The organism is Kitasatospora purpeofusca (assembly GCF_034043715.1).
GTDB lineage: Bacteria > Actinomycetota > Actinomycetes > Streptomycetales > Streptomycetaceae > Kitasatospora > Kitasatospora purpeofusca_A.
The window spans coordinates 48,494-66,682 of sequence record NZ_JAXCLC010000031.1; the positions used below are offsets into that span (position 1 = coordinate 48,494).

Annotated in this window: 15 protein-coding genes and 1 pseudogene; 10 read left to right on the top strand and 6 right to left on the bottom strand. The window is 73.4% G+C overall.

Going from position 1 to position 18,189, the window contains the following annotated elements:
• Window positions 1–84 precede the first annotated feature (84 nt).
• Both SM793_RS17865 and SM793_RS17870 read left to right on the top strand, forming a co-directional pair.
• On the top strand, window positions 85–1,728 hold the full coding sequence (locus SM793_RS17865; RefSeq protein WP_320439185.1) for an alpha-amylase family glycosyl hydrolase: 1,644 nt from the start codon (window positions 85–87) through the stop codon (window positions 1,726–1,728).
• 492 nt (window positions 1,729–2,220) lie between these two features.
• On the top strand, window positions 2,221–3,144 hold the full coding sequence (locus tag SM793_RS17870) for a hypothetical protein (protein ID WP_320439186.1): 924 nt from the start codon (window positions 2,221–2,223) through the stop codon (window positions 3,142–3,144).
• A gap of 79 nt (window positions 3,145–3,223) precedes the next feature.
• Here SM793_RS17870 and SM793_RS17875 read toward each other — a convergent pair whose 3' ends face one another.
• Complete coding sequence (locus SM793_RS17875) at window positions 3,224–4,018, bottom strand: (2Fe-2S)-binding protein (RefSeq protein ID WP_320439187.1); 795 nt, start codon at window positions 4,016–4,018, stop codon at window positions 3,224–3,226.
• Window positions 4,019–4,529: 511 nt separating this feature from the next.
• Here SM793_RS17875 and SM793_RS17880 point away from each other — a divergent pair.
• Both SM793_RS17880 and SM793_RS17885 read left to right on the top strand, forming a co-directional pair.
• Complete coding sequence (locus SM793_RS17880; RefSeq protein WP_320439188.1) at window positions 4,530–5,885, top strand: sensor histidine kinase; 1,356 nt, start codon at window positions 4,530–4,532, stop codon at window positions 5,883–5,885.
• A 245-nt stretch (window positions 5,886–6,130) separates the two neighbouring features.
• Window positions 6,131–6,814 (top strand): response regulator transcription factor, encoded by a 684-nt coding sequence (locus SM793_RS17885; protein ID WP_320439189.1) that lies wholly within the window; start codon window positions 6,131–6,133, stop codon window positions 6,812–6,814.
• A gap of 334 nt (window positions 6,815–7,148) precedes the next feature.
• Here SM793_RS17885 and polX read toward each other — a convergent pair whose 3' ends face one another.
• Window positions 7,149–8,879, bottom strand: a complete 1,731-nt coding sequence (gene polX, locus SM793_RS17890; RefSeq protein ID WP_320439190.1) for a DNA polymerase/3'-5' exonuclease PolX — start codon at window positions 8,877–8,879, stop codon at window positions 7,149–7,151.
• A 329-nt stretch (window positions 8,880–9,208) separates the two neighbouring features.
• Between polX and SM793_RS17895 the strand changes: the two genes are divergently transcribed.
• The 3 genes from SM793_RS17895 (at window position 9,209) to SM793_RS17905 (ending at window position 12,412) form a co-directional block, all read left to right on the top strand.
• Window positions 9,209–10,210: a hypothetical protein gene (locus SM793_RS17895; protein ID WP_320439191.1), complete on the top strand. Its 1,002-nt coding sequence runs from the start codon at window positions 9,209–9,211 to the stop codon at window positions 10,208–10,210.
• Window positions 10,211–10,334: 124 nt separating this feature from the next.
• Window positions 10,335–10,964 carry a helix-turn-helix domain-containing protein gene (locus SM793_RS17900; RefSeq protein ID WP_320439192.1) on the top strand — a complete coding sequence of 210 codons (630 nt, stop codon included), beginning with the start codon at window positions 10,335–10,337 and terminating at the stop codon, window positions 10,962–10,964.
• Between the two features lie 131 nt (window positions 10,965–11,095).
• Window positions 11,096–12,412, top strand: a complete 1,317-nt coding sequence (locus SM793_RS17905; protein ID WP_413815984.1) for an MFS transporter — start codon at window positions 11,096–11,098, stop codon at window positions 12,410–12,412.
• Window positions 12,413–12,504: 92 nt separating this feature from the next.
• Here SM793_RS17905 and SM793_RS17910 read toward each other — a convergent pair whose 3' ends face one another.
• On the bottom strand, window positions 12,505–13,170 hold the full coding sequence (locus tag SM793_RS17910) for a DUF6629 family protein (RefSeq protein ID WP_320439194.1): 666 nt from the start codon (window positions 13,168–13,170) through the stop codon (window positions 12,505–12,507).
• Window positions 13,171–13,409: 239 nt separating this feature from the next.
• Window positions 13,410–14,291 (bottom strand): annotated as a pseudogene (locus SM793_RS17915) (DMT family transporter); the annotation flags it as partial.
• Window positions 14,292–14,600: 309 nt separating this feature from the next.
• On the opposite strand from SM793_RS17915, the gene SM793_RS17920 reads away from it, so the two are divergent.
• The gene (locus SM793_RS17920) at window positions 14,601–14,864 is read left to right on the top strand and encodes a dsRBD fold-containing protein (protein WP_320439195.1); all 264 of its coding nucleotides are present in this window, start codon (window positions 14,601–14,603) and stop codon (window positions 14,862–14,864) included.
• A gap of 44 nt (window positions 14,865–14,908) precedes the next feature.
• Here SM793_RS17920 and SM793_RS17925 read toward each other — a convergent pair whose 3' ends face one another.
• A complete protein-coding gene (locus SM793_RS17925) occupies window positions 14,909–15,604 on the bottom strand; it encodes an alpha/beta hydrolase (protein ID WP_320439196.1) in 696 nt (231 codons plus the stop codon).
• A gap of 378 nt (window positions 15,605–15,982) precedes the next feature.
• On the opposite strand from SM793_RS17925, the gene SM793_RS17930 reads away from it, so the two are divergent.
• Window positions 15,983–16,444 carry a MarR family winged helix-turn-helix transcriptional regulator gene (locus tag SM793_RS17930; protein WP_320439197.1) on the top strand — a complete coding sequence of 154 codons (462 nt, stop codon included), beginning with the start codon at window positions 15,983–15,985 and terminating at the stop codon, window positions 16,442–16,444.
• 20 nt (window positions 16,445–16,464) lie between these two features.
• Here the strand turns inward: SM793_RS17930 and SM793_RS17935 are convergent, their stop codons facing one another.
• On the bottom strand, window positions 16,465–17,487 hold the full coding sequence (locus SM793_RS17935; RefSeq protein ID WP_320439198.1) for an AEC family transporter: 1,023 nt from the start codon (window positions 17,485–17,487) through the stop codon (window positions 16,465–16,467).
• 91 nt (window positions 17,488–17,578) lie between these two features.
• On the opposite strand from SM793_RS17935, the gene SM793_RS17940 reads away from it, so the two are divergent.
• Complete coding sequence (locus tag SM793_RS17940; RefSeq protein WP_413815983.1) at window positions 17,579–18,043, top strand: HD domain-containing protein; 465 nt, start codon at window positions 17,579–17,581, stop codon at window positions 18,041–18,043.
• Window positions 18,044–18,189: the final 146 nt, after the last annotated feature.

Below are 18,189 nucleotides of genomic sequence, written 5' to 3' on the forward strand. Positions count from 1 at the left end.
GGAGTGGCCGAGCCGGACTGTTGGGGCGACGGGGATTCGACGAGAATCGGTAGCCCCCCGGCACCCGGTAGGAGGATCCCACCCATGACCTCGACCCGCCCCGGCCCCGACTGGCTGACCGACGCGGTGCTGTACCAGATCTACCCCCAGACCTTCGCCGACTCCGACGGCGACGGCATCGGCGACTTCGCGGGCATCACCGAGCACCTCGACCACCTCGCCTGGCTGGGCGTGGACACGGTCTGGCTGAACCCGTGCTTCGCCTCGCCCTTCCGTGACGCGGGCTACGACGTCACCGACTACCTCACACCCGCCCCGCGCTACGGCACGGCCGACGACCTCGCCGCCCTGGTCGAGGCGGCGCGCCGCAAGGGCATCCGGATCCTGCTGGACCTGGTCGCCGGCCACACCTCCGACCAGCACCCCTGGTTCCGGGCCTCGGCCGAGGACCCGTCCGACCACCGCTACATCTGGTCCGACCGGCCGGCGGACGGCTTCGTCGCCTCGCCGGGCAGCCGGGCCGGGTGGTACCGGCCGAACTTCTTCGAGTGCCAGCCGGCACTCAACTTCGGCTATGGGCGCGAGGACCCCCAACAGCCCTGGCGCCAGCCCGTCGACGCCGAGGGGCCTCGTGCCAACCGCGCCGCACTGCGCGGGATCATGGCGCACTGGCTCGGCCTGGGACTGGCGGGTTTCCGGGTCGACATGGCCTCCTCCCTGGTCAAGGACGACCCGGGCTTCATCGAGACGGGCAAGCTCTGGGCCGAGCTGCGCGACTGGCTCGACTGCGACCACCCGCAGGCCGCGCTGTTCGCCGAGTGGGGCGACCCGGCGGCCGCCGTCGCCGCGGGCTTCCACGCGGACTTCCTCCTCCAATTCGGCGGCACGGACCACGGCCTGCCGCTGCGCTCGCTCTGGAACAACAACGCGGGGACGGTGGAGGATTTCTGGAAGCAGGGCCCGTGCTATTTCGAGGCCGAGGGACGCGGCACGCCCCAGGTGTTCCTGGACGCCTGGCGCTCGGCGGCCCAACTGACGGAGGGTGCCGGGCACATCGCCCTCCCCACCGCCAACCACGACTTCTCCCGGCTCGCGACCGGACCGCGCACCGCCGAGCAACTCGCCCCGGCCTTCGCGCTGCTGCTGACCTGGCCCACCCTGCCCGCGGTGTACTACGGCGACGAGATCGGCATGCGCTATGTGCCGGACCTTCCCGACACCGAGGGCAGCGTGCTCGGCCCGACGTACAACCGGGCCGGCTCGCGCACACCCATGCAGTGGGCGCCCGGCCCGAACGCGGGCTTCTCGACCGCCCCGGCGGACCGGCTCTACCTCCCGGTGGATCCGGACCCCCACCGGCCGGACGTCGGCACCCAGCGGGCCGACCCGACCTCGCTGCTGCACACCGTGCGGCGGCTGATCGCACTGCGCCGCAAGCACCCGGGGCTCGGGACGCGAGGCTCGGTGGAGGTCCGGCACGCGGGGTACCCGCTGGTGTACACCCGGGCCGGGCGGTACCTGGTGGTGGTCAACCCGCGGCGGGAACCGGCGGTTCTCCCGCTCGACGGTCTGCTGGACGGCATCGGCGCGGCCGACCGGGCCGATCGGGTGGGTAGGGCGGGTCGGGTGGGTCGGGTCACCCCGCTGGAGGTCCAGGGTGTGCGGGTCGGAGCGGCAGGTGAGCTGCGGGCGGACGGGTTCTCGTACGGGGTCTTCGACCTGGGGTGACGGGTGACGGGCTTGGGCTGACGGACCTCGGGTGACGGGCCTGGCGCTGGTGACGCCGCTACTCCCGATGCGAGCCACCCCCTACTCCTGGTCGCGAGGGCCAACTCGTACCTGATCGGCCGTCAACTTCGCGAGCGAGCTTCACCCGGTGACAGAGGCATCGACTCCGGGGAGGGACCGGAGGCCCGCGACCGGCTCTGGACAAGCCGGTTGCGGGCCACAGCCGTCGAGACGCGCCCCGCCGCCCCGGCGCGGTGGATCGGCTGACCTGCGTGGCGGCACGGCCCGCTGCCCCCCGGATGGCAGGATCGGGCGTGCTCTGCCGACGGGGGCCGCCGCCCCGTCCGTTCGCCGTCCCCGAGGAGTACCGCCGTGCCTCGACCCTTCCGCCCTGCCCGTAAGTGCCCGGCGCCTCACGGCTCCTGCGCGGTCCATGCGTCCTCCGCCACCCGTCCACTCCGTACCGCTCTTGCCGACCGGGTGCTGGGAGCGATGCCGGTCACCGTCATCACCTTGGCGCTGCTCGCCGCGACCCCGGCCGTTGCCGTCGCGCCGCCGCTCTCGCAGCCCCGGATCGTCGCCCACTTCGATCTGGCCCAGGGCCGCCAGCCCGAGAACATCGCCGTCCAACCCGACGGCTCGGTGGACCTCACCCTCTCCTTCGCCCGCCAGGTCGTCCACCTCGACCGCGCCGGCCGGGTCGTCGTCCTGGCCGCCATGCCCGCACCCGCACACCCCGCGACCCCGGTCATCGGCGCCGCCGCCGTCTCGGGCCTGGCCCGCGCCCACGACGGCACGCTGTACTTCGCCTACGCCACCGGCACCGAGGACCTCACCGGTATCTGGAGGCTCTGCCCCGGCGGTGAACCGGAACGCATCGCCGCCCTCCCCGCGAACAGCCTGCCCAACGGCCTCGCACTGGACGAGCATGCCGGCGTGCTGTACTCCGCAGACTCGGCGCTCGGCCTGGTCCGGGTCGTGCCGACGGCCGGCGGCGCCCCGGTGGTCTGGTCCGACGACGCCCGCCTCAAGCCCACCGGTGCGTTCGGAGCCAACGGCCTGAAGGTGCACCGCGGTGCCGTCTGGGTCGGCAACACCGACAGTGGCTCGCTGCTGCGAATCCCGATCGGTCGGGACGGCTCCGCCGGCCCCGTCGAGCTCCGTGCCGACGGGCTGGCAGGGCTCGACGACTTCGCCTTCGTCGGGATCGGTGACGAGTTGATCGCGGCGCTCAACACCTCCAGCGAGGCCGTCTACCTCCGCGGTGACGGTACTCGGCACACCGTTCTCGACGCTTCGGACGGTCTCTCCAACCCGACCTCGGTCGGCATCCGGGGTGACCGGGTGTACGTGGCGAGTGCGGCCTTCTACTCAAGGAGCGACCCCAACCTGCTGGCCGCCACACTGGAGCGGTAGCTCGCGCCGGGACTGTGCGTGGGTCCGTCGGGACTGTGCGTGGGTCCGGGCGTCGGGCCCTCTGCTCGCTCCTTTCGACTCAGGGGCGGCGCGGTGGACGGGTGAAGCAGCAGTCACCGCAGACGCCTGCCTGCGGACCGACCCGGTAGTAGAGACAACAACTGGTGCGTCGGAACCCGCTGCCGGGCTGAGCACCGCCGACGGTCAGGGTCCCCGTGCCGGCCAGAGGCGGGTGGTCGAGCACGTGGGCGACCAGGATCCGGGCCAGTCCCGGATCCATGCAGGTCTTGTCGGGGGCCGCTCGCGCGATGTGGGTGTCCAGCATGCGCAGAGCACCGGCCAGGGCGGAGGCCGCGTTCCCCCGGAGCAGCCGGTCGGAGAGCGGGACCGTGGAGCGAACGGCCACCGCCAGCTCCGTCAACTGCCCCTCGACGACGGTTCGGTGGAACCGGTCGGCGAGCCGACCTGGATCGGCCGACGTGAGCGTGACCTCCGAGGCGGGCTGTGCCGTCGACGTGGGCGGGTAGGGAGCCCAGAGGTCGATCGGCCCCTGTTCGGGGACGCGGACCCACGCTTCGTCGGGGGTCAGGTCGGGGACGTCGCCGAGCAGCACGGCGGTGCCGAGGCCCACCGAGCAGAATCTGGCGGCGAGGCCCAGGTGCAGGATCGAGGCCGCGACGCGTGCCTCAGTGGTGCCGAGCCTCCGGCCGACCTCCCGAACCCGGGCCGCCAACGGGCTGTCCCGGCCCGGGGCGTAGAACTCCCGCAGCGGCCGGAAGCCCGGTGGCGGGCCCTGCCCGGGAACGTCGCCGGTGTCGAGCGCGAAGTACGGGCCGACGGCGGCGAGCCGTCCGAGGCCGGGCGCGGCACTCATCGGCGGCCGACCGTCGTCGTCGCGGCGGTGCGGCCGACGGCGGGTGACGGGGCGAGGTGTGACCGGACGGGGTCGGAGGGCGGGCGATCACTGGTGGGCATCGGGTTGGTCCTCCGGATCCGTGCGGCGAGCTGGGGCGAGTGGTGGCGGCAGCGGTACGCGGCAGCGGCTCGGCCCGGTGCGCCGGCCGAGGAGGCGCCGGTGCCGGTCCCGATGAAAGGTACCGCGCCCCGGTGGCTCCGGGCGGGTGCCCCGAAGGCAGGTAGGAGTCGGCCGGGGCGGGCGTGGTGCTGGTGCGGAAGCGCATGGGAGGGCGTCCTCTCCTGGGCCTGGTCGAGCCGGTCCGGCTCTCTGTTCGGTCACGGACTAACATCCCCCCTTTCTGGAGCTCGTACCTCCCTCGGACGAGGGAGTTTGACCTTGCTTGTGGTGGATTCGGCTCGTTTCGAGAGGAGTTGGCCAGGGGCGGGGGCCGTCGGCCGGCCGACAGTGCGCCCTTAGGCTCGGACGTATGCCTGCCGATTCCCCGGTGGACACGGCCTACGGCCGGTCCGCCGTTCCCGCCCTCGCCGTCCCCGCGTCCCGCAACGGTGCGGGTCGTCTCGCGGCGCTCCGTGGACCGGTGGGAGCGGTGGCCGCGTTGTTCGTGCTCGCGCCCGTCCTGCTGGCGCATCCAGGTCAGCGTTCCGTCGCGCTCCTGTTGGCCGGCACGGCCGCGACGGCGGTGCTGGTGGCCGCGGTGCCGTGGCCGAGAGGCCGGGTGTCGCTCGCCGGCGCGGTGGGAGGGGTGGCCGCCGCCTCGCTGCTGCTCGACCTGGTCTACTCCGGCCCGTACCGGCTGGCGGCCTTCTGGCTGCCGTTCGAGTGGGCGGCCTTGCTGATGCTGGCGGGCCGGGTGGTCCGGCGGGCCCGGGGGCGGTGGGCCGGGCCGGTGGGTGTCCTGGCGGCCATGGCGGTGGTGGCCGTGCCGCTGCGTTTCACCGTCCGGACCCCGAACGGTGGTTGGACGGCCTCCTTGCTGGCCGTCCTGACCTCGGGGGTGCCACTGGCCGTCGTGGTCGGCGCGAGCCTGTATCTGCGGGTCCTGGACGCGCGGCGCGAGCGCGCGGTGGCGAAGGCACGGCGCGAGCAGCGCCTGGAGGTGGCGCGGGGGTTGCACGACTTCGTGGCGCACGAGATCACCGGCATCGTGCTGGAGGCCCAGGCCGGTCAACTGCCGGGTGGTCAGGAACCTGAGGAGACGGCGGCACTGTTGCGGCGGCTGGAGGAGGCCGGCCTGCGCGCGCTGGACTCGATGGACGCGATGGTGGGGGCGCTGCGGGAGCCGCCCGAGGACGGTGGCGGTCGCGATGGGGACGGCGGGGACGGCGGGGCGGACTCTGGAGGCGGGATCGGGAGCCAGGCGGGTGCGGCCGGTGCGACCCGGGTGTACGGGTTGGCCGACCTGCCGGAGCTGGTGGGCCGTTTCGACCGGACCGGTCCTACCCGGGCCCGACTCGAGGCGGCGGAGGAGGCTGCTGGTCTGCTGTCGGGGGAGGCGGAGGGCGCCGCGTACGCGGTGGTGCTGGAGGCGCTCACCAATGTGCGACGGCACGCTCCGAACGCCGCGGAGGCGGTCGTTCGGCTGGAGGTCCAGGCAGCCGAGGGCGGGAGGGCGGCGGTGGTACGGGTGTCGGTGAGCAGTGACGGCAAGGCGGCAGGCGGTATCCGTGGGCTGCGTCGCCTTCGGGACAGCGGCGGGACCGGCCTGCCGGGGCTCGCCGAACGCCTCGCCGTGTACGGCGGAACGCTGGAGTCCGGACCGCTGGAGCCCGCTCCGCTGCGGCCGAAGGGCTGGCGGACGAGCTGCGAACTGCCGGTCCGCTAGGCCGAACGGCAGGGGCGCGGAAAGAAAGCGGAAAGAAATCGGCCGTAGAAGTGTGCCGATCGGCAGATGGCAGCGGCTCGGTGAGCGGCGATGCTCGTAGTCGTGATCGACCGTATCCCGTGCCAGTAGGAGGGCCTGCCATGGTCGCCGAACCCGCTTCGTCCCCCACCGGTTCCGCTGTGACCGTCCGCCAGGGCGTCGAGGGGCCGGGCCCGCCTACGGCCGGCCGTGCGAGACTTCCGTGCGTGACGAGTCCGAGCCCGGATCCCATCCGTACCCTGATCGCGGACGACCAGGAAGCCGTCCGCCGGAGCGTGCGGCGAATCCTGGAGGCCCAGCCCGACATCACCGTGGTCGGGGAGGCGGCCGACGGGATCGCCGCGCTCGAACTCGCGGCGGAGCTACGCCCGGACGTCGCGCTCGTGGACATCCGGATGCCCAGGATGGACGGCCTGGAACTCACCAGGCGCCTGGCAGGTCCGGGGGCTGTCACGCCCGTGCGGGTGGTGGTGCTGACCACCTTCGACCTGGACGAGTACGTCTATCCGGCCCTGCGGCACGGCGCTTCCGGGTTCCTCCTGAAGCGGTCCGGTCCGGTCCTGCTCGCCGAGGCGGTCCGGGCGGCGGCGGGAGGGGAGAGCCTGATCAGCCCGGCGGTCACCGTGCGGTTGCTCCAGCATGTGACCGCACCCCGGAGGGTGGACCGCCGATCGGCCCCCGCGGCGCCGTTGACCGAACGCGAGGTGGAGATCGCCGGTCATGTGGCGGCCGGCCGGACCAATGCCGACATCGCCGCCGAACTCTTCATCTCCCCCGGCACGGTGAAGACGCATGTGGCGAGCATCCAGCGCAAGCTGGGTGTGCAGAACCGGGTGGGCATCGCCGTGCACGCGTGGGAGATGGGGTACACGGTGCCGACCGCACCGTAGCGGGCGGAAGCCGGCGCCTGACCAGTGGTGGGTCGACGCAGGACGTCCGGCCGGCGAGGGGTCCGGCCGGACATGCGGAACCTGCGAGGTAGGGGGTGGCCTCCGGACATCCCGTCCTCCGGCCAATAGTTCGATCGTCGACCGAGGTACCAGCGGCAGACCCTGATCCGTCTCGATCTGTCGCCACTGCCTCCTGCGGTCGAACCTCCGCGGCTACCTCACAGGCCCACCACCATGATGCGCCTAGGGTGAGCGCCACACCAGGGGTATCCGGAAAAAATTCCACAAATCGGGCATTTTTCTGACTCTGATCGAACCATCTCGGGTCGGACACTCAGGTGCGGAGCGCGTCCTTGCGGAGGAACCGCTTGAGGCGCTGCCACGGCCAGGCGTTGATCACGTCGTCGACAGTCAGCCATGCGCGTTGGGCGGTGCCGATCCCGTACCTGGGATAGGCGAGGTGGGGCACCGCGTGCGCGTCACTGTCGATCGAGAACTTCACGCCGTGGCGCTTGGCCCGGAGCACGTCCTCGTCCCGCAGGTCGAGGCGCTGGGGCGAGCTGTTGATCTCGATCGCGGTCCCCGTCCGGGCGGCAGCGGCGAAGACGGCGTCCAGGTCGACGTCGATCGGTCCCCGCCGGCCGATCCGGCGGGTGGTGAGGTGGCCGATGATGTGCACGTGCGGGTTCTCGCAGGCGCGGATCAGCCGACGGGTCTGGGCCTCCCGGCCTGCGCCGAAGTGGGAGTGGACGGACGCCACACAGACATCGAAGCCGGACAGGAACTCGGCCGGCCAGTCGACAGTGCCGTCCGGTCCGATGTTCAACTCGGTGCCGTGCAGCAGCCGCATCCGCCGGTGCCGTCCGGCCAGGTCCCGCAGCCGCTCACGCTGGGCGAGCATCTTCTCGGCCGTCATCCGCTGCATCACCAGGTCGGGGGCATGGTCGGTGACCGCGTAGTACGCGTAGCCGCGGGCGGCCGCGGTGTCGATCATCTCCTCCAGGGTGGCCAGCCCGTCGGTCAGATCGGTGTGGGTGTGCAGGTCGCCGCGGAGGTCCGCCTCGGCCACCAGCTCCGGCAGTTCGCCGCGCAGGGCCGCCTCGATCTCGCCCCGGTCCTCGCGCAACGGCGGGGCGATCCAGGGCAGGCCGAGCGCGGCGTACACCTCGTCCTCGCTCGCCGACACGATCTTCTCGCCGCTCTCGGCGTCGAAGAGTCCGTACTCGGAGAGCTTCAGGCCGGCCCGCACCGCCATCGTCCGGAGCTTGATGTTGTGCGCCTTCGAGCCGGTGAAGTAGACGAGGGCCGCGCCCCAGTCCTCCTCCGTGACCACGCGCAGGTCGACCTGGATCCCGTCCGTGGTGCGGATCGAGGTCTTGGTCGGCCCGGTGCCGATCACCTCGGCCGTGTAGGGAAGCGTCGTGAGTGCTGTCATCAGGGGCGCCGAATCCTCGGCGGTGGCCAGGATGTCGATGTCGCCGACCGTCTCGCGCATCCGGCGCAGCGAGCCCGCGTACGCGCAGCGGGTGCACCCCGGTACGGCCGTCAGTGCCGCGACGATCCGTTCGGCCAGCGCGGTGGCGGCGTCCAGCAGCGTCCGGCCGCCGGACTGTCGGATCAGTTCGATGCCGTGCAGGATCTTCTCGCCGCTGCGTTCGCCCAGACCGGGGACCTCGCTCAGCCGGTCGGCGCGGATCGCCTCGGCGAGTTCGTCGACGGAGGCGATACCGAGGTCACGGTAGAGCGCGAGCGCGCGCTTCGGTCCCACGCCGGGGACGGACATCATCGCGCGCACTCCGGTCGGGATCTCGGCCCGGAGCGTTTCCAGTGCCTCGATCCGCCCGCCGGTGAGGTACTCGGCGATCTTCTCGGCGGTGGACCTGCCGACCCCGGGGATCTGCTGGAGCTCCTTCACGTCCAGGCCGTCGATGTCCGCGGGGTGGCCGCCGATCGCTCGGGCGGCCTTCTCGTAGGCGCGGGCGCGGAAGGCGTCGCCGCCGGTGATCGAGATCAGCTCGGCGTACTCCTGCAGCAGTTCCCTGACCTTGTCGTTGAGCCTGGCCATGGGGTCAGTCTAGGTTCGCCGGGCGGATCGGGCCGGGTGTCCGCCGCCATCCGTCGGCGGGTGCCGGAGACGGGCGCCGCCAGTGCGGCGAAGGGATCGACGGCAGGATGGGGGGCGCGTGCGGACCGACGTGCGCCGGTCTGGTGCTCCCACCGGTTGCCGGAGGGCGGCCCCGCTGATCGGCGGGGTAACAGCGGCTGGTGTGGCCCCGGGGCCGGATTGTCACCCGGGCGGCGGGGGCGCAGGCTTGGCGCAGGGCCGGGGAAGCGGCCCGCACCGGTTCGCCACGGGGTGGCGGATCGGGTCTGCGAGGGACGAGGGGCAGGACGATGGCAGGCGGGAAGCTCTGGGGCTACGTCGCGTCGGGTGCCCGGGCGCTGGGTGGGCTCGGCCCGCTCGGGCGGTCCGGGGCGCTGGCGGGCGCGCGGTTGCTCAGGGGCGTGGGTGGGGGTGGCCGGCCGGAGCCTGACCGGCACGGGGTGATGCTCGCCGCGCCGATCGGGACGGTGGGCGCCGGGAGTCCGAGCCGGTCCGCGGTCGGCGGCATGGCCGGGCCGCAGCTGTTGTCGCGGCCGGAGTTGGAGCGGTTGCGCTGGATCGACCGGGCCGGCGGCTGTGTGCCGGACGCGAGGCACGTGCAGGTGGCCGAGGTGGTCGGGCGGGTGCTGCGGGGCGGCGGCCGGGGAGCCTCGGTGGTGGTGCGGCTTCCGGTGGGACTGCCGGTCGTGGTCGCGGACGCCCCGCGGCTGGAGGCGGCCCTGGCCGGACTGGTCGATCACGCGATCCGTCGCAGCCCGGCGGGGGCCAGGGTGCTGGTCCGGGCCGATCCGCTGCCGGGGCCGGACGGCCTGCTGGGTGCTCGGGGATGGGCGGGGTCGGGAGGGGTGTTCGGCCGGGGGGCTTCCGGGAAGGGCTCCTTCGGCAAGGGGGTACTCGGCAGGAGGGCGTTCACCGGCGGAGCGTTCGGCGGGTCGGAGGCGTGGACGGCCGAGCCCGCCCGGGTCGAGCTGAGGGTGGTGGACCGGGGGGAGTCGGAGCCGGCGGAGGCCCGTCATTGGCTGCTCGCCGGGATGTACGGCGAGCCGGGCATCCCGGGCGCCGGCTGGCCGCCGGGAGGCGGGCTCGGTGGTCCCGGCAGTGGTGGCGGGAGCGGTTGGGCCGTGGAGGGTGCGGGGGATGCGGCCGGCCCTCGGCGGGGGACGGGCGGGCCGGAGCCGGTCGGGCCCTCGATATCGGCGCTGGTGCGCGCGGCCGGAGGCCGGCTGAGGGTGGAGCAGACGGCCGGCGGCGGGCTCACCGTGGTGCTGGTGCTGGCCGTCGCGCGGGACTGAGACCCGGGCCGTTCTCGGGCGGCGCGGGCCGGTACCGGCGCGGCGCGCGGCCCTGTTCGACATCGCAAAGGGTTCTTCGCAAAAAACCTTTGCGAAGAACCCTTTGCGGTCGTACGGTGGTGCCATGACCGATGACCGCCGGTGGCCGCACAGTCCGGATCCGCAGACCGATGTCGTGATCGATGCCAAGGGCCTGCGGGCCCTGGCCCACCCGGTGCGGGTGCAGTTGATCGGGCTGCTCCGGAAGAACGGCCCGTCCACCGCCACCAAGCTGGCCGAGCAGTTGGGGCTGAACTCGGGAGCGACCAGCTACCACCTCCGCCAGCTCGCGGCGTCCGGCTTCGTCGCCGAGGACACCGAGCGCGGCAATGCCCGGGACCGCTGGTGGAAGTCCGTCCACCAGGTGACCTGGTGGACGGACAGCAGCCTGGCGGAAGAGGATCCGGAGGCGGCGCTCGGCTATCTGCGGTCGATCGTCGCGGCCCACACCCTCATGGCGCAGACGGCGCTCAACGCCTACGAGACGATGACGCCGGAGTGGCGGCAGGCGATGGACCTCAGCGACATGGTGCTCCAGCTGACCCCGGAGGAGGCCCGGGCCCTGGCCGGAGAAATGTCGGCGGTGGTCGCCCGCTACCGCCGCATCGATCCGGGGGCTCCCGCACCTGAGGGAACGGACCGGGTGGCCGTGGTCGTCCACGTGCTTCCCGAGCCCCAGGCCGTCGACGACGACGCGTCGGAGGATCGCTCATGAGCGCGGACGCCACGGTTCCGGGCCGGGTGCCGTCGCCCGGGTCGGCGTCCGCGGCCGTCGGTGGGCCTGCCACCAAGGGGCCGGACACCGGGTCGCGCAGTTTCCGGCCACTGGCCGGGGTGCTGACGGCGATGGCCGTCTCGCTCACCGGCACCCGGGTCTCGGCGATCGCCCTGCCGTGGTTCGTGTTGGCCACGACCGGCAGCGCGACGATGACGGGAGTGGTCGCGTTCGTCGAGCTGGCGCCCTATGTGCTCGTCAAGGCCTTCACGGGACCGGTGATCGACCGGCTCGGTCCGCGCGTCGTCTCCTGGACGACGGACGCGGTGAGCGCCGTCGCGGCGGGCCTCGTCCCCCTGCTGCACGCGCTCGGCCTGCTGCCGTTCTGGCTCCTGCTGGTCATGGTCGCCACGATCGGCGCCGCCCGCGGCCCGGGAGACCTGGCCAAGGAGGTCATGGTCGCCGAGGCGGCCGACCGGGGCCGGATCCCCATGGAGCGGGCCACCGGTCTGTCCGGGGTCACGGAGCGGCTGGCCACCACGATCGGTCCGGCGGTCGGCGGCGGGCTGATCGCCCTGCTCGGCCCGATGGCCGGTCTGACGGTCAACGCGGTCGCGTTCGCACTCGGCTCGCTGGTGATCGCCGTCGCGCTCCCCCAGGGGATGGGCCGCCCGGCCGCTGCACCGGAGGCATCCGGGCCGAGGACCGCGCCGGCGGGAGGCGGAGCGGCGACCGGAGACGGGGAACGGCCGGTCGGCTACTGGCGCATGTTCCGGGAGGGATTCGCCTTCCTGCGGGGCGATCCACTGCTGCTGACCGTCATCGTGACGGTCGCGGTGACCAACCTCCTGGACGCGGCGTTCCTCACCGTGCTGGTGCCCGTCTGGGCCAGGGAAACGGGCGGCGGCCCGGCCGCGATCGGTCTGACCGGGAGTGCCTGGGGGATCGCGGCGGTGGTCGGCAGCCTGATCGCGGCGGCGGTTGCCCACCGCCTGCCGCGCCGGACGGTGTTCTTCGTCGGTTTCCTGCTCGTCGGTGCCCCACGTTTCCTCGTCCTCGCCATGGACGTGCCGATGGGACTGGTGATCGCGGTCTTCGTGGTCAGCGGCTTCGGCGGTGGCTTCCTCAACCCGATCCTCGGTGCCGTCCAGTTCGAGCGGGTGCCCCGCCATCTGCTGGGCCGGGTCAATGCACTGGGCGACTCGCTCGCCTGGGCGGGGATCCCGGTGGGTGGCCTGCTCGCGGGCGTGGCCGTGTCCACGGTCGGGCTCATACCGGTGCTGCTCGCGTGCGGCGGTCTGTACATCGCCACCACCGCCCTGTCCGGCCTGCGGCCGGAGTGGCGGGAGATGGACCGCAAGCGTGGCCGTGCCCCGGCGGCGGCCCCGGACGCGAGCAGCGCCCCGGAGCAGAAGGTCCCGGGCCCGGCGGCCCCGGAACCCGGCTGACCACCGTAGGGCCGGGCGGCGGCAGCCACCTGCCCGCCGGATACCCGCACGGCGACCGGACGCCCACCGGACGCGGTCACGGGCATGGCGGGCTATGAGTTCGGGCGGCGCGCGGCAGGAAGCGGTGAGGTCGTCCAGCCGAGGAGAAGGACGGAGGTGAGGGCGGCGAGGGCGCACCACGTGGAGACGAAAGCGAGTTGCCAGAGGAGGGCACAGACCAGGGCGCCGATTCCCGTCAGCAGGCCGAGACGGCGGAGGAGGCGGTCGCCGCTGAGGAGGAGCGAGCCGACGGTGGCGAGGAGATAGCCGGTGAGAAGGAGAGCGGGGTACGGGGCGCCGAGGCGGTAGTCGAGTGTGTGGGCATGGGTGGTGGCGCCGACAGCATGGGTGGCGATGGTGTGGGCCAGAGGCACGGCGACGAGGAGGCCGAGGATCACCAACCCGGTCAGCAGACGCTGGCGGGGGCGGTCGACCCGAGCGGCGCAGCTGACGCCGATCGGGACCAGGAGCGGGAGCAGGGGTAGGGCGATCACCGCCCAGGCCGTGCGGGCCCAGGCAGCCGGTGCGGGCGGCAGGTCGCCGTCGCTGCCCAGCCAGACCGCGGCCTCGATCAGCTGGTGCACTCCGAGGACGAGCGGGAGAGCGGCGAGCGGCAGGCGTTCGGGTCGGCCGGCACGGTGGGCGCGCACGAGGCAGAGCACGCCGACAGCCGTCACGGCGCTGCCGACGACGAGGTCCGCCTGGGCACTCCAGCACATGGGGTCTCCGGTGGTCGGCGATGGGGCGGTCGGTCAACGGTCCTGAGGGCGGGCGGTCAGCCGGTGCCGCTGGGGTCGCCGGTGCCGGTGCCGGTGCCGCCGTCGGGGCCGCCGTGGGTGGAAGCCTCGGGTGGGCGGTCGGTCGGGTCGGTCGGGCCGGGTGGGTCGGCCGACGCGTCTGCCGCGGTGATAGCGGTGCCGGCCGCCTCGCCCGGGCCGCCCTCCGTGGTACCGGCGACCGGACCGACCGGCTCCGGGCTGTCGCCGGCGTCGGTGCTGCCCGGTAGAGCGGGGTGGCGGCCGATCACCACGACGCCGACCACGATGGCGATCAGACCGATCACCTCCCAGGCCAGTGCGCCCGGGGTGACCCGGAGGCGGTCACCGAGGAAGCCGACCGCGCAGGCGATGCCGGAGATCGGCTGCGCGGCGGTCAGCGCGGGGAGGGACATCCGCAGTGGCGCGGCCTCGAACGCGCTCTGGACCAGCAGCAGGCCGACCACACCGGCCGCGATGACGGCATACGGTTGCCAACTGCGCAGGACGGCGTCCAGTCCCTGGTGGTCGAGCCGCTGGGTGGTGGTACGGGTGAGCGCGTCCTGGAGCCCGTAGAGCAGACCTGCCGCCAGGGCGAGCAGGGTCGCCTCCTCGAACAGCGGCAGCCGGCGGGCGAACGAGACCAGCAGCAGGGTCAGCCCGACCACCGTCCCGATCACCAGCCAGCGCCGTAGTTCGCCCACCGGTGGGCCCCCGCCGGTGGGGCGGCCGGCCACGATGAACACCGTCACGCCCAGCGCCAGCAGCACCACTCCCGCCCAGCCGGAGCGTCCGAGCGTCTGGCGGGTGAGCACTCTGGCGAGCGCCATCGCGAAGATGAGGTTGGTCGCGAGAAGCGGTTCGACCAGCGATACCTCGCCCTGGTTGAGGGCGAGCGCGGAGAGGATCAACCCGATGATCATGAATCCGGTGCCGAGCAACCACTCCGGCATCCGCAGCAGGTCCAACAGCAGACGCCAGTGCAGCAGGTCGGCACGCGGGGCCCGCTGCGCCGCGTGCTGCTGGAGGACGAATCCGAGGCCCAGGAAGCAGGCGGCACTCAATGCCAGGAGGAAGACCGCCACGGATGGACCGCCCGATGGTTGCCGACCGCGCCGCACCGCCGGGCTCCGGGGCCTCGGCGGGGTGTGCCCAGGCGGGTTTCGGTGTTCCGGAGCAGGGTTTCGCGGCATTGGCGCGCTGTGGACAGCCTACCGCCGGGGTGGGGCGCCGACCCCCGGAACGGTCCGGGCGTGGCGCCGGGCCCCGCCGCCCCGGAGTCCGCTTGCCGCTGCCGTGCCGACGGGCGCACCCTGGTGTGAGCGGCCGCCACGGGAGTACTGCCCGGACCGGCCCGAGCGGGCGCGACGTGCGCCGGCGCCAGGAGGTGTGGCATGCACAACCAGTGGGATGTGGAGCTGAGCTTCGATGAGGACGGTGTTCACACCGGGTGCCAGGCGAGGTTGACGGGCGCCCGGGCGCCGGGTCTCACGGCACACGGGGAGGCGACCAAGAGCGCGGAGGACCGCCCGCTCGCCAGGATCGGCGAAGAGGTCGCGGCCTCCCGGGCACTGGAGGCGCTCGCGGGCAAGCTACGGGCGCAGGCGACCGGAGAGATCGACGACGAAGGGCACCGGCCCGGGTACCTGATCTACTGACCACGGTCCACTGACCGCAGTCCACTGGCCCGGCCCGGCTGCTGTCACAGGCTCAGCAGCAGGTCCCGGACCGCCGCAGGCCGTGACAGGAACGGGTGGTGGCCGGCGTCGAGTTCGACGACGCTGCCCGCCCTGCGGGCGAAGCCGCGTTGCAGCCGGGCCGGGGTGCCGCGGTCCTGGGCGCAGACGAGGTAGGTCGAGGGCACCTGCCGCCATGCGGCCGCGCCGACCGGCTGCGCGGTCACGTGCACGCTCTGGCGGGCGAGGTGGTGCCCCGCCGCGGCCTGGTCCTCGGGGTCGCAGTCCTGGAGGAAGGTGTCCACGAGCAGCTCGGGGCGAACGCCGAAGGTGCCGGTGTCGGGGTCGACGTCCAGGAAGGGGGCGGGGCCGCCCACCCCGAAGTCCGACAGGCTCTGCCCGACCTCGGGCAGGTAGCTGGAGACCAGCAGCAGATGGCGTACGGATCCGATCCCCGCGGCGGCCTCCGCGGTGACGATTCCGCCGTAGCTGTGGGCGACCACGACGGTCGGCTCGTCGTCCGCCCGCAGCACCCGCCGTACCGCCGCCACATCCTCGGGCAGCCCCGGTCCGCCGGTTCCGGCGGGCAAACCCGTCCCGCCGCAGCTCGGCAGCTCGGGGGCCACGCTCGGCACCCCGCGTTCCCGCAGCAGTCCGGCGGTACGGCGCCACCACCACGACCCGTCCCGTACGCACGCCCCGTGCACGAACACGACCCTCATCGCCACCTCCGCGTCGGCCTCGACGGCTGCCGTCGACCATGCTCGCTCCCTTCGGCGGCGATGGCCACAGCCGCGCGCCCGGCGAGGATTCCGACGGGTGCGGAATCGGGGCCGCCTCGGGGTGCGGGGCGGAAGAGGGGAGGGGGCAGTAGCCGCCGTCGGCTCTCCCTCGCGGCCTCGCGGCCTCGCGGCCTGATGCTGGGGACCGGTCGGTGGTCGGCTCGGATCCGTAGCGTGTGTGGTGGTGCCGGGCGGAGTCCGCTGGTCACCAACGCCGGACCAGCCGTGCCGGGTGGTCCGGAGATGGGGGCGTCGGCCGGGTCGGGTGGGGGTAGGGGTGGGGTTCTGGGCGTGTTCAGGGACTCCGGGGAAGGGGCGATGAGGGTGGAGTCGTCGCAGACGCCGACGCAGCTGATCCGACTGCTGCGCGGGCTGACGTCCGAACTCGACCTGTTCGGTGCCGAGTTCGCTGCGCGGAACGGCTTGCATCCGACGGATCTGCGGGGGCTCATCCATCTGCTGGACGCCGGGCGGGCCGGGGCTGTGGTCACTCCGGGGCGGCTCGGTGCGGCGTTGGGGCTGAACTCGGCGGGGACGACGGGGCTGGTCGACCGGTTGGAGCGGTCGGGGCTGATCCGGCGCGAGCGCGACGAGGAGGACCGCCGCAAGGTCCGGCTGCTGGTGGAGGAGCGCGCGGTCGAACTCGGCGAGGTCTTCTTCGGCGGTCTGATCGCCGACCTGATGGCCGCGATGGGCGCTTTCGGGGAGGCGGAGCTCGCCGTGGCGCGACGGTTCCTGGCGGCGATGACCGGGGTGGTGGCCGCGGCCCGGGCGGAGTAGGAGAGGAGTAGGAGAAGCGTCTACGCCGGGCCGAGCGCCCAGGCGACCAGGGACAGGGTGGCCATCGAGAGGAGCGTCGAGGCGAGCACGGAGTCCCGTGCGAAGGCGGCGCCGTGGTTGTACTCGCGGGCGTAGGTGAACACGTTCTGCGCCGTGGGCAGGGCCGAGAACAGCACCACGGTGAGCAGTTGGTGGGGCGGCAGGTCGAGCACGAGGGCGCCGACCGCCCAGGCCGTCAGCGGCTGGACCAGGTTCTTGATCGCGACCGCCGCCCCGACCTCCAGGTAGCGGGAGGCGCCGGTGACCGCGGGCGGGTGGCAGATCGACAGGCCGAGCGCCACCAGGGCGGTCGGTACCGCGGCGCCGCCCAGCAGTTCGCAGGAACGATTCAGCTCGGCCGGCGGCCGCCAGCCGGTTGCCGAGAGCAGGGCGCCGAAGCCCACCGCCAGCAGGATCGGATTGCGCAGCGGCAGGGTGAGCGCCGCCCGTACGCCCGCCCGGCCGGAGTCCAGCACGGTCAGCACCGTCGGGGTGACCACCAGGATCTGGAACAGCACCACCGGACCGACGAAGGAGGCGTCGCCGAGTACCTGCACGGCCACCGGGATGCCGAGGTTGGCCGAGTTGACGTACCCGGCGGCCATCCCGCCGAGCGTCCGCTCCGGCAGCGCTCGGCCGAACAACCGGTACGAGGCGAACAGTCCGAGCCCGACCGCGACCGCGGTGCTCGCGGTGAACGCCAGCATGGAGGGATTGGCGAACCGGTCGAGCGGCGTACGGGCGATCATCAGGAACAGCGCGGCGGGCATGGCCGCATGGAAGACGAACCGGTTCAGCACCTGCTCGGCCTGGTCGCCGAGCAGCCTGCTGCGGCCGAGGACGTAGCCGACGCCGGTCAGGGCCCAGATCGGGGCGAAACCGGACAGCAGCGGGTGCAGGCTGGGCATGGCTTCCTCGGCGCGGGTCGTCGGGCGCGGTCGTCGGGTGGTCGGCAGGGCGGTCGTCGGCGTGGTGGTCGGGTGGACGGCCGTGGACCGTGTCACCCCGGGGCGGTGGGACCTCGGAAGTCAATCAGTCGCCCGGAAGCCGCCGCTGGGCAGGCCCCCGCGCGGCCGGGCGGGCCGGGTGCCTACGATGGGCGGCGTGGACTACCTGAGCCTGGCCGAGGTCGAGCGGATCGCCCGGAACGCGCACGCGGGGCAGACCGACAAGAACGGGCGCCCCTACGCCGAGCACCTGGCGGCGGTCGCCCACGGGGTGGCGGCCCGGGGCGGCAGCGCCGAGCAGATCGCGGCCGGCTGGCTGCACGACGCCGTCGAGGACGACGCGCTGACCCGCGAGTGGCTGGCCGACGCCGCCTTGAGCGATGCCACCAAGGCCATCGTGGACGCGCTCACCAAGCGCCCCGGCGAGCCGCTGGAGGAGTACACCGCACGCATCCTCGCCACGCCGGGCGCCCTCGTCGTCAAGCAAGCCGACCTCGCGCACAACTCCGACCCGGCCCGACTGGCGAGCCTCGACCCGGCGACCGCCGCACGGCTGGCCGCCAAGTACCGCCGCACCCGTGAACTGTTGGGTCTGGCACCGGACTCCGACTGACGCCGGTGTGCACCCGGTCCGGCCTGCGTCGGGGTCGGCCTCCGCTCGGAACTGCTCGCGGTGACCGCCCCGGGCCGGCAGACGTAGTCGTGCCGCTCGCCCCGGACCGTCCGGCCGAGGGCGTCCTCGAACCCCTGCCGCTCCCG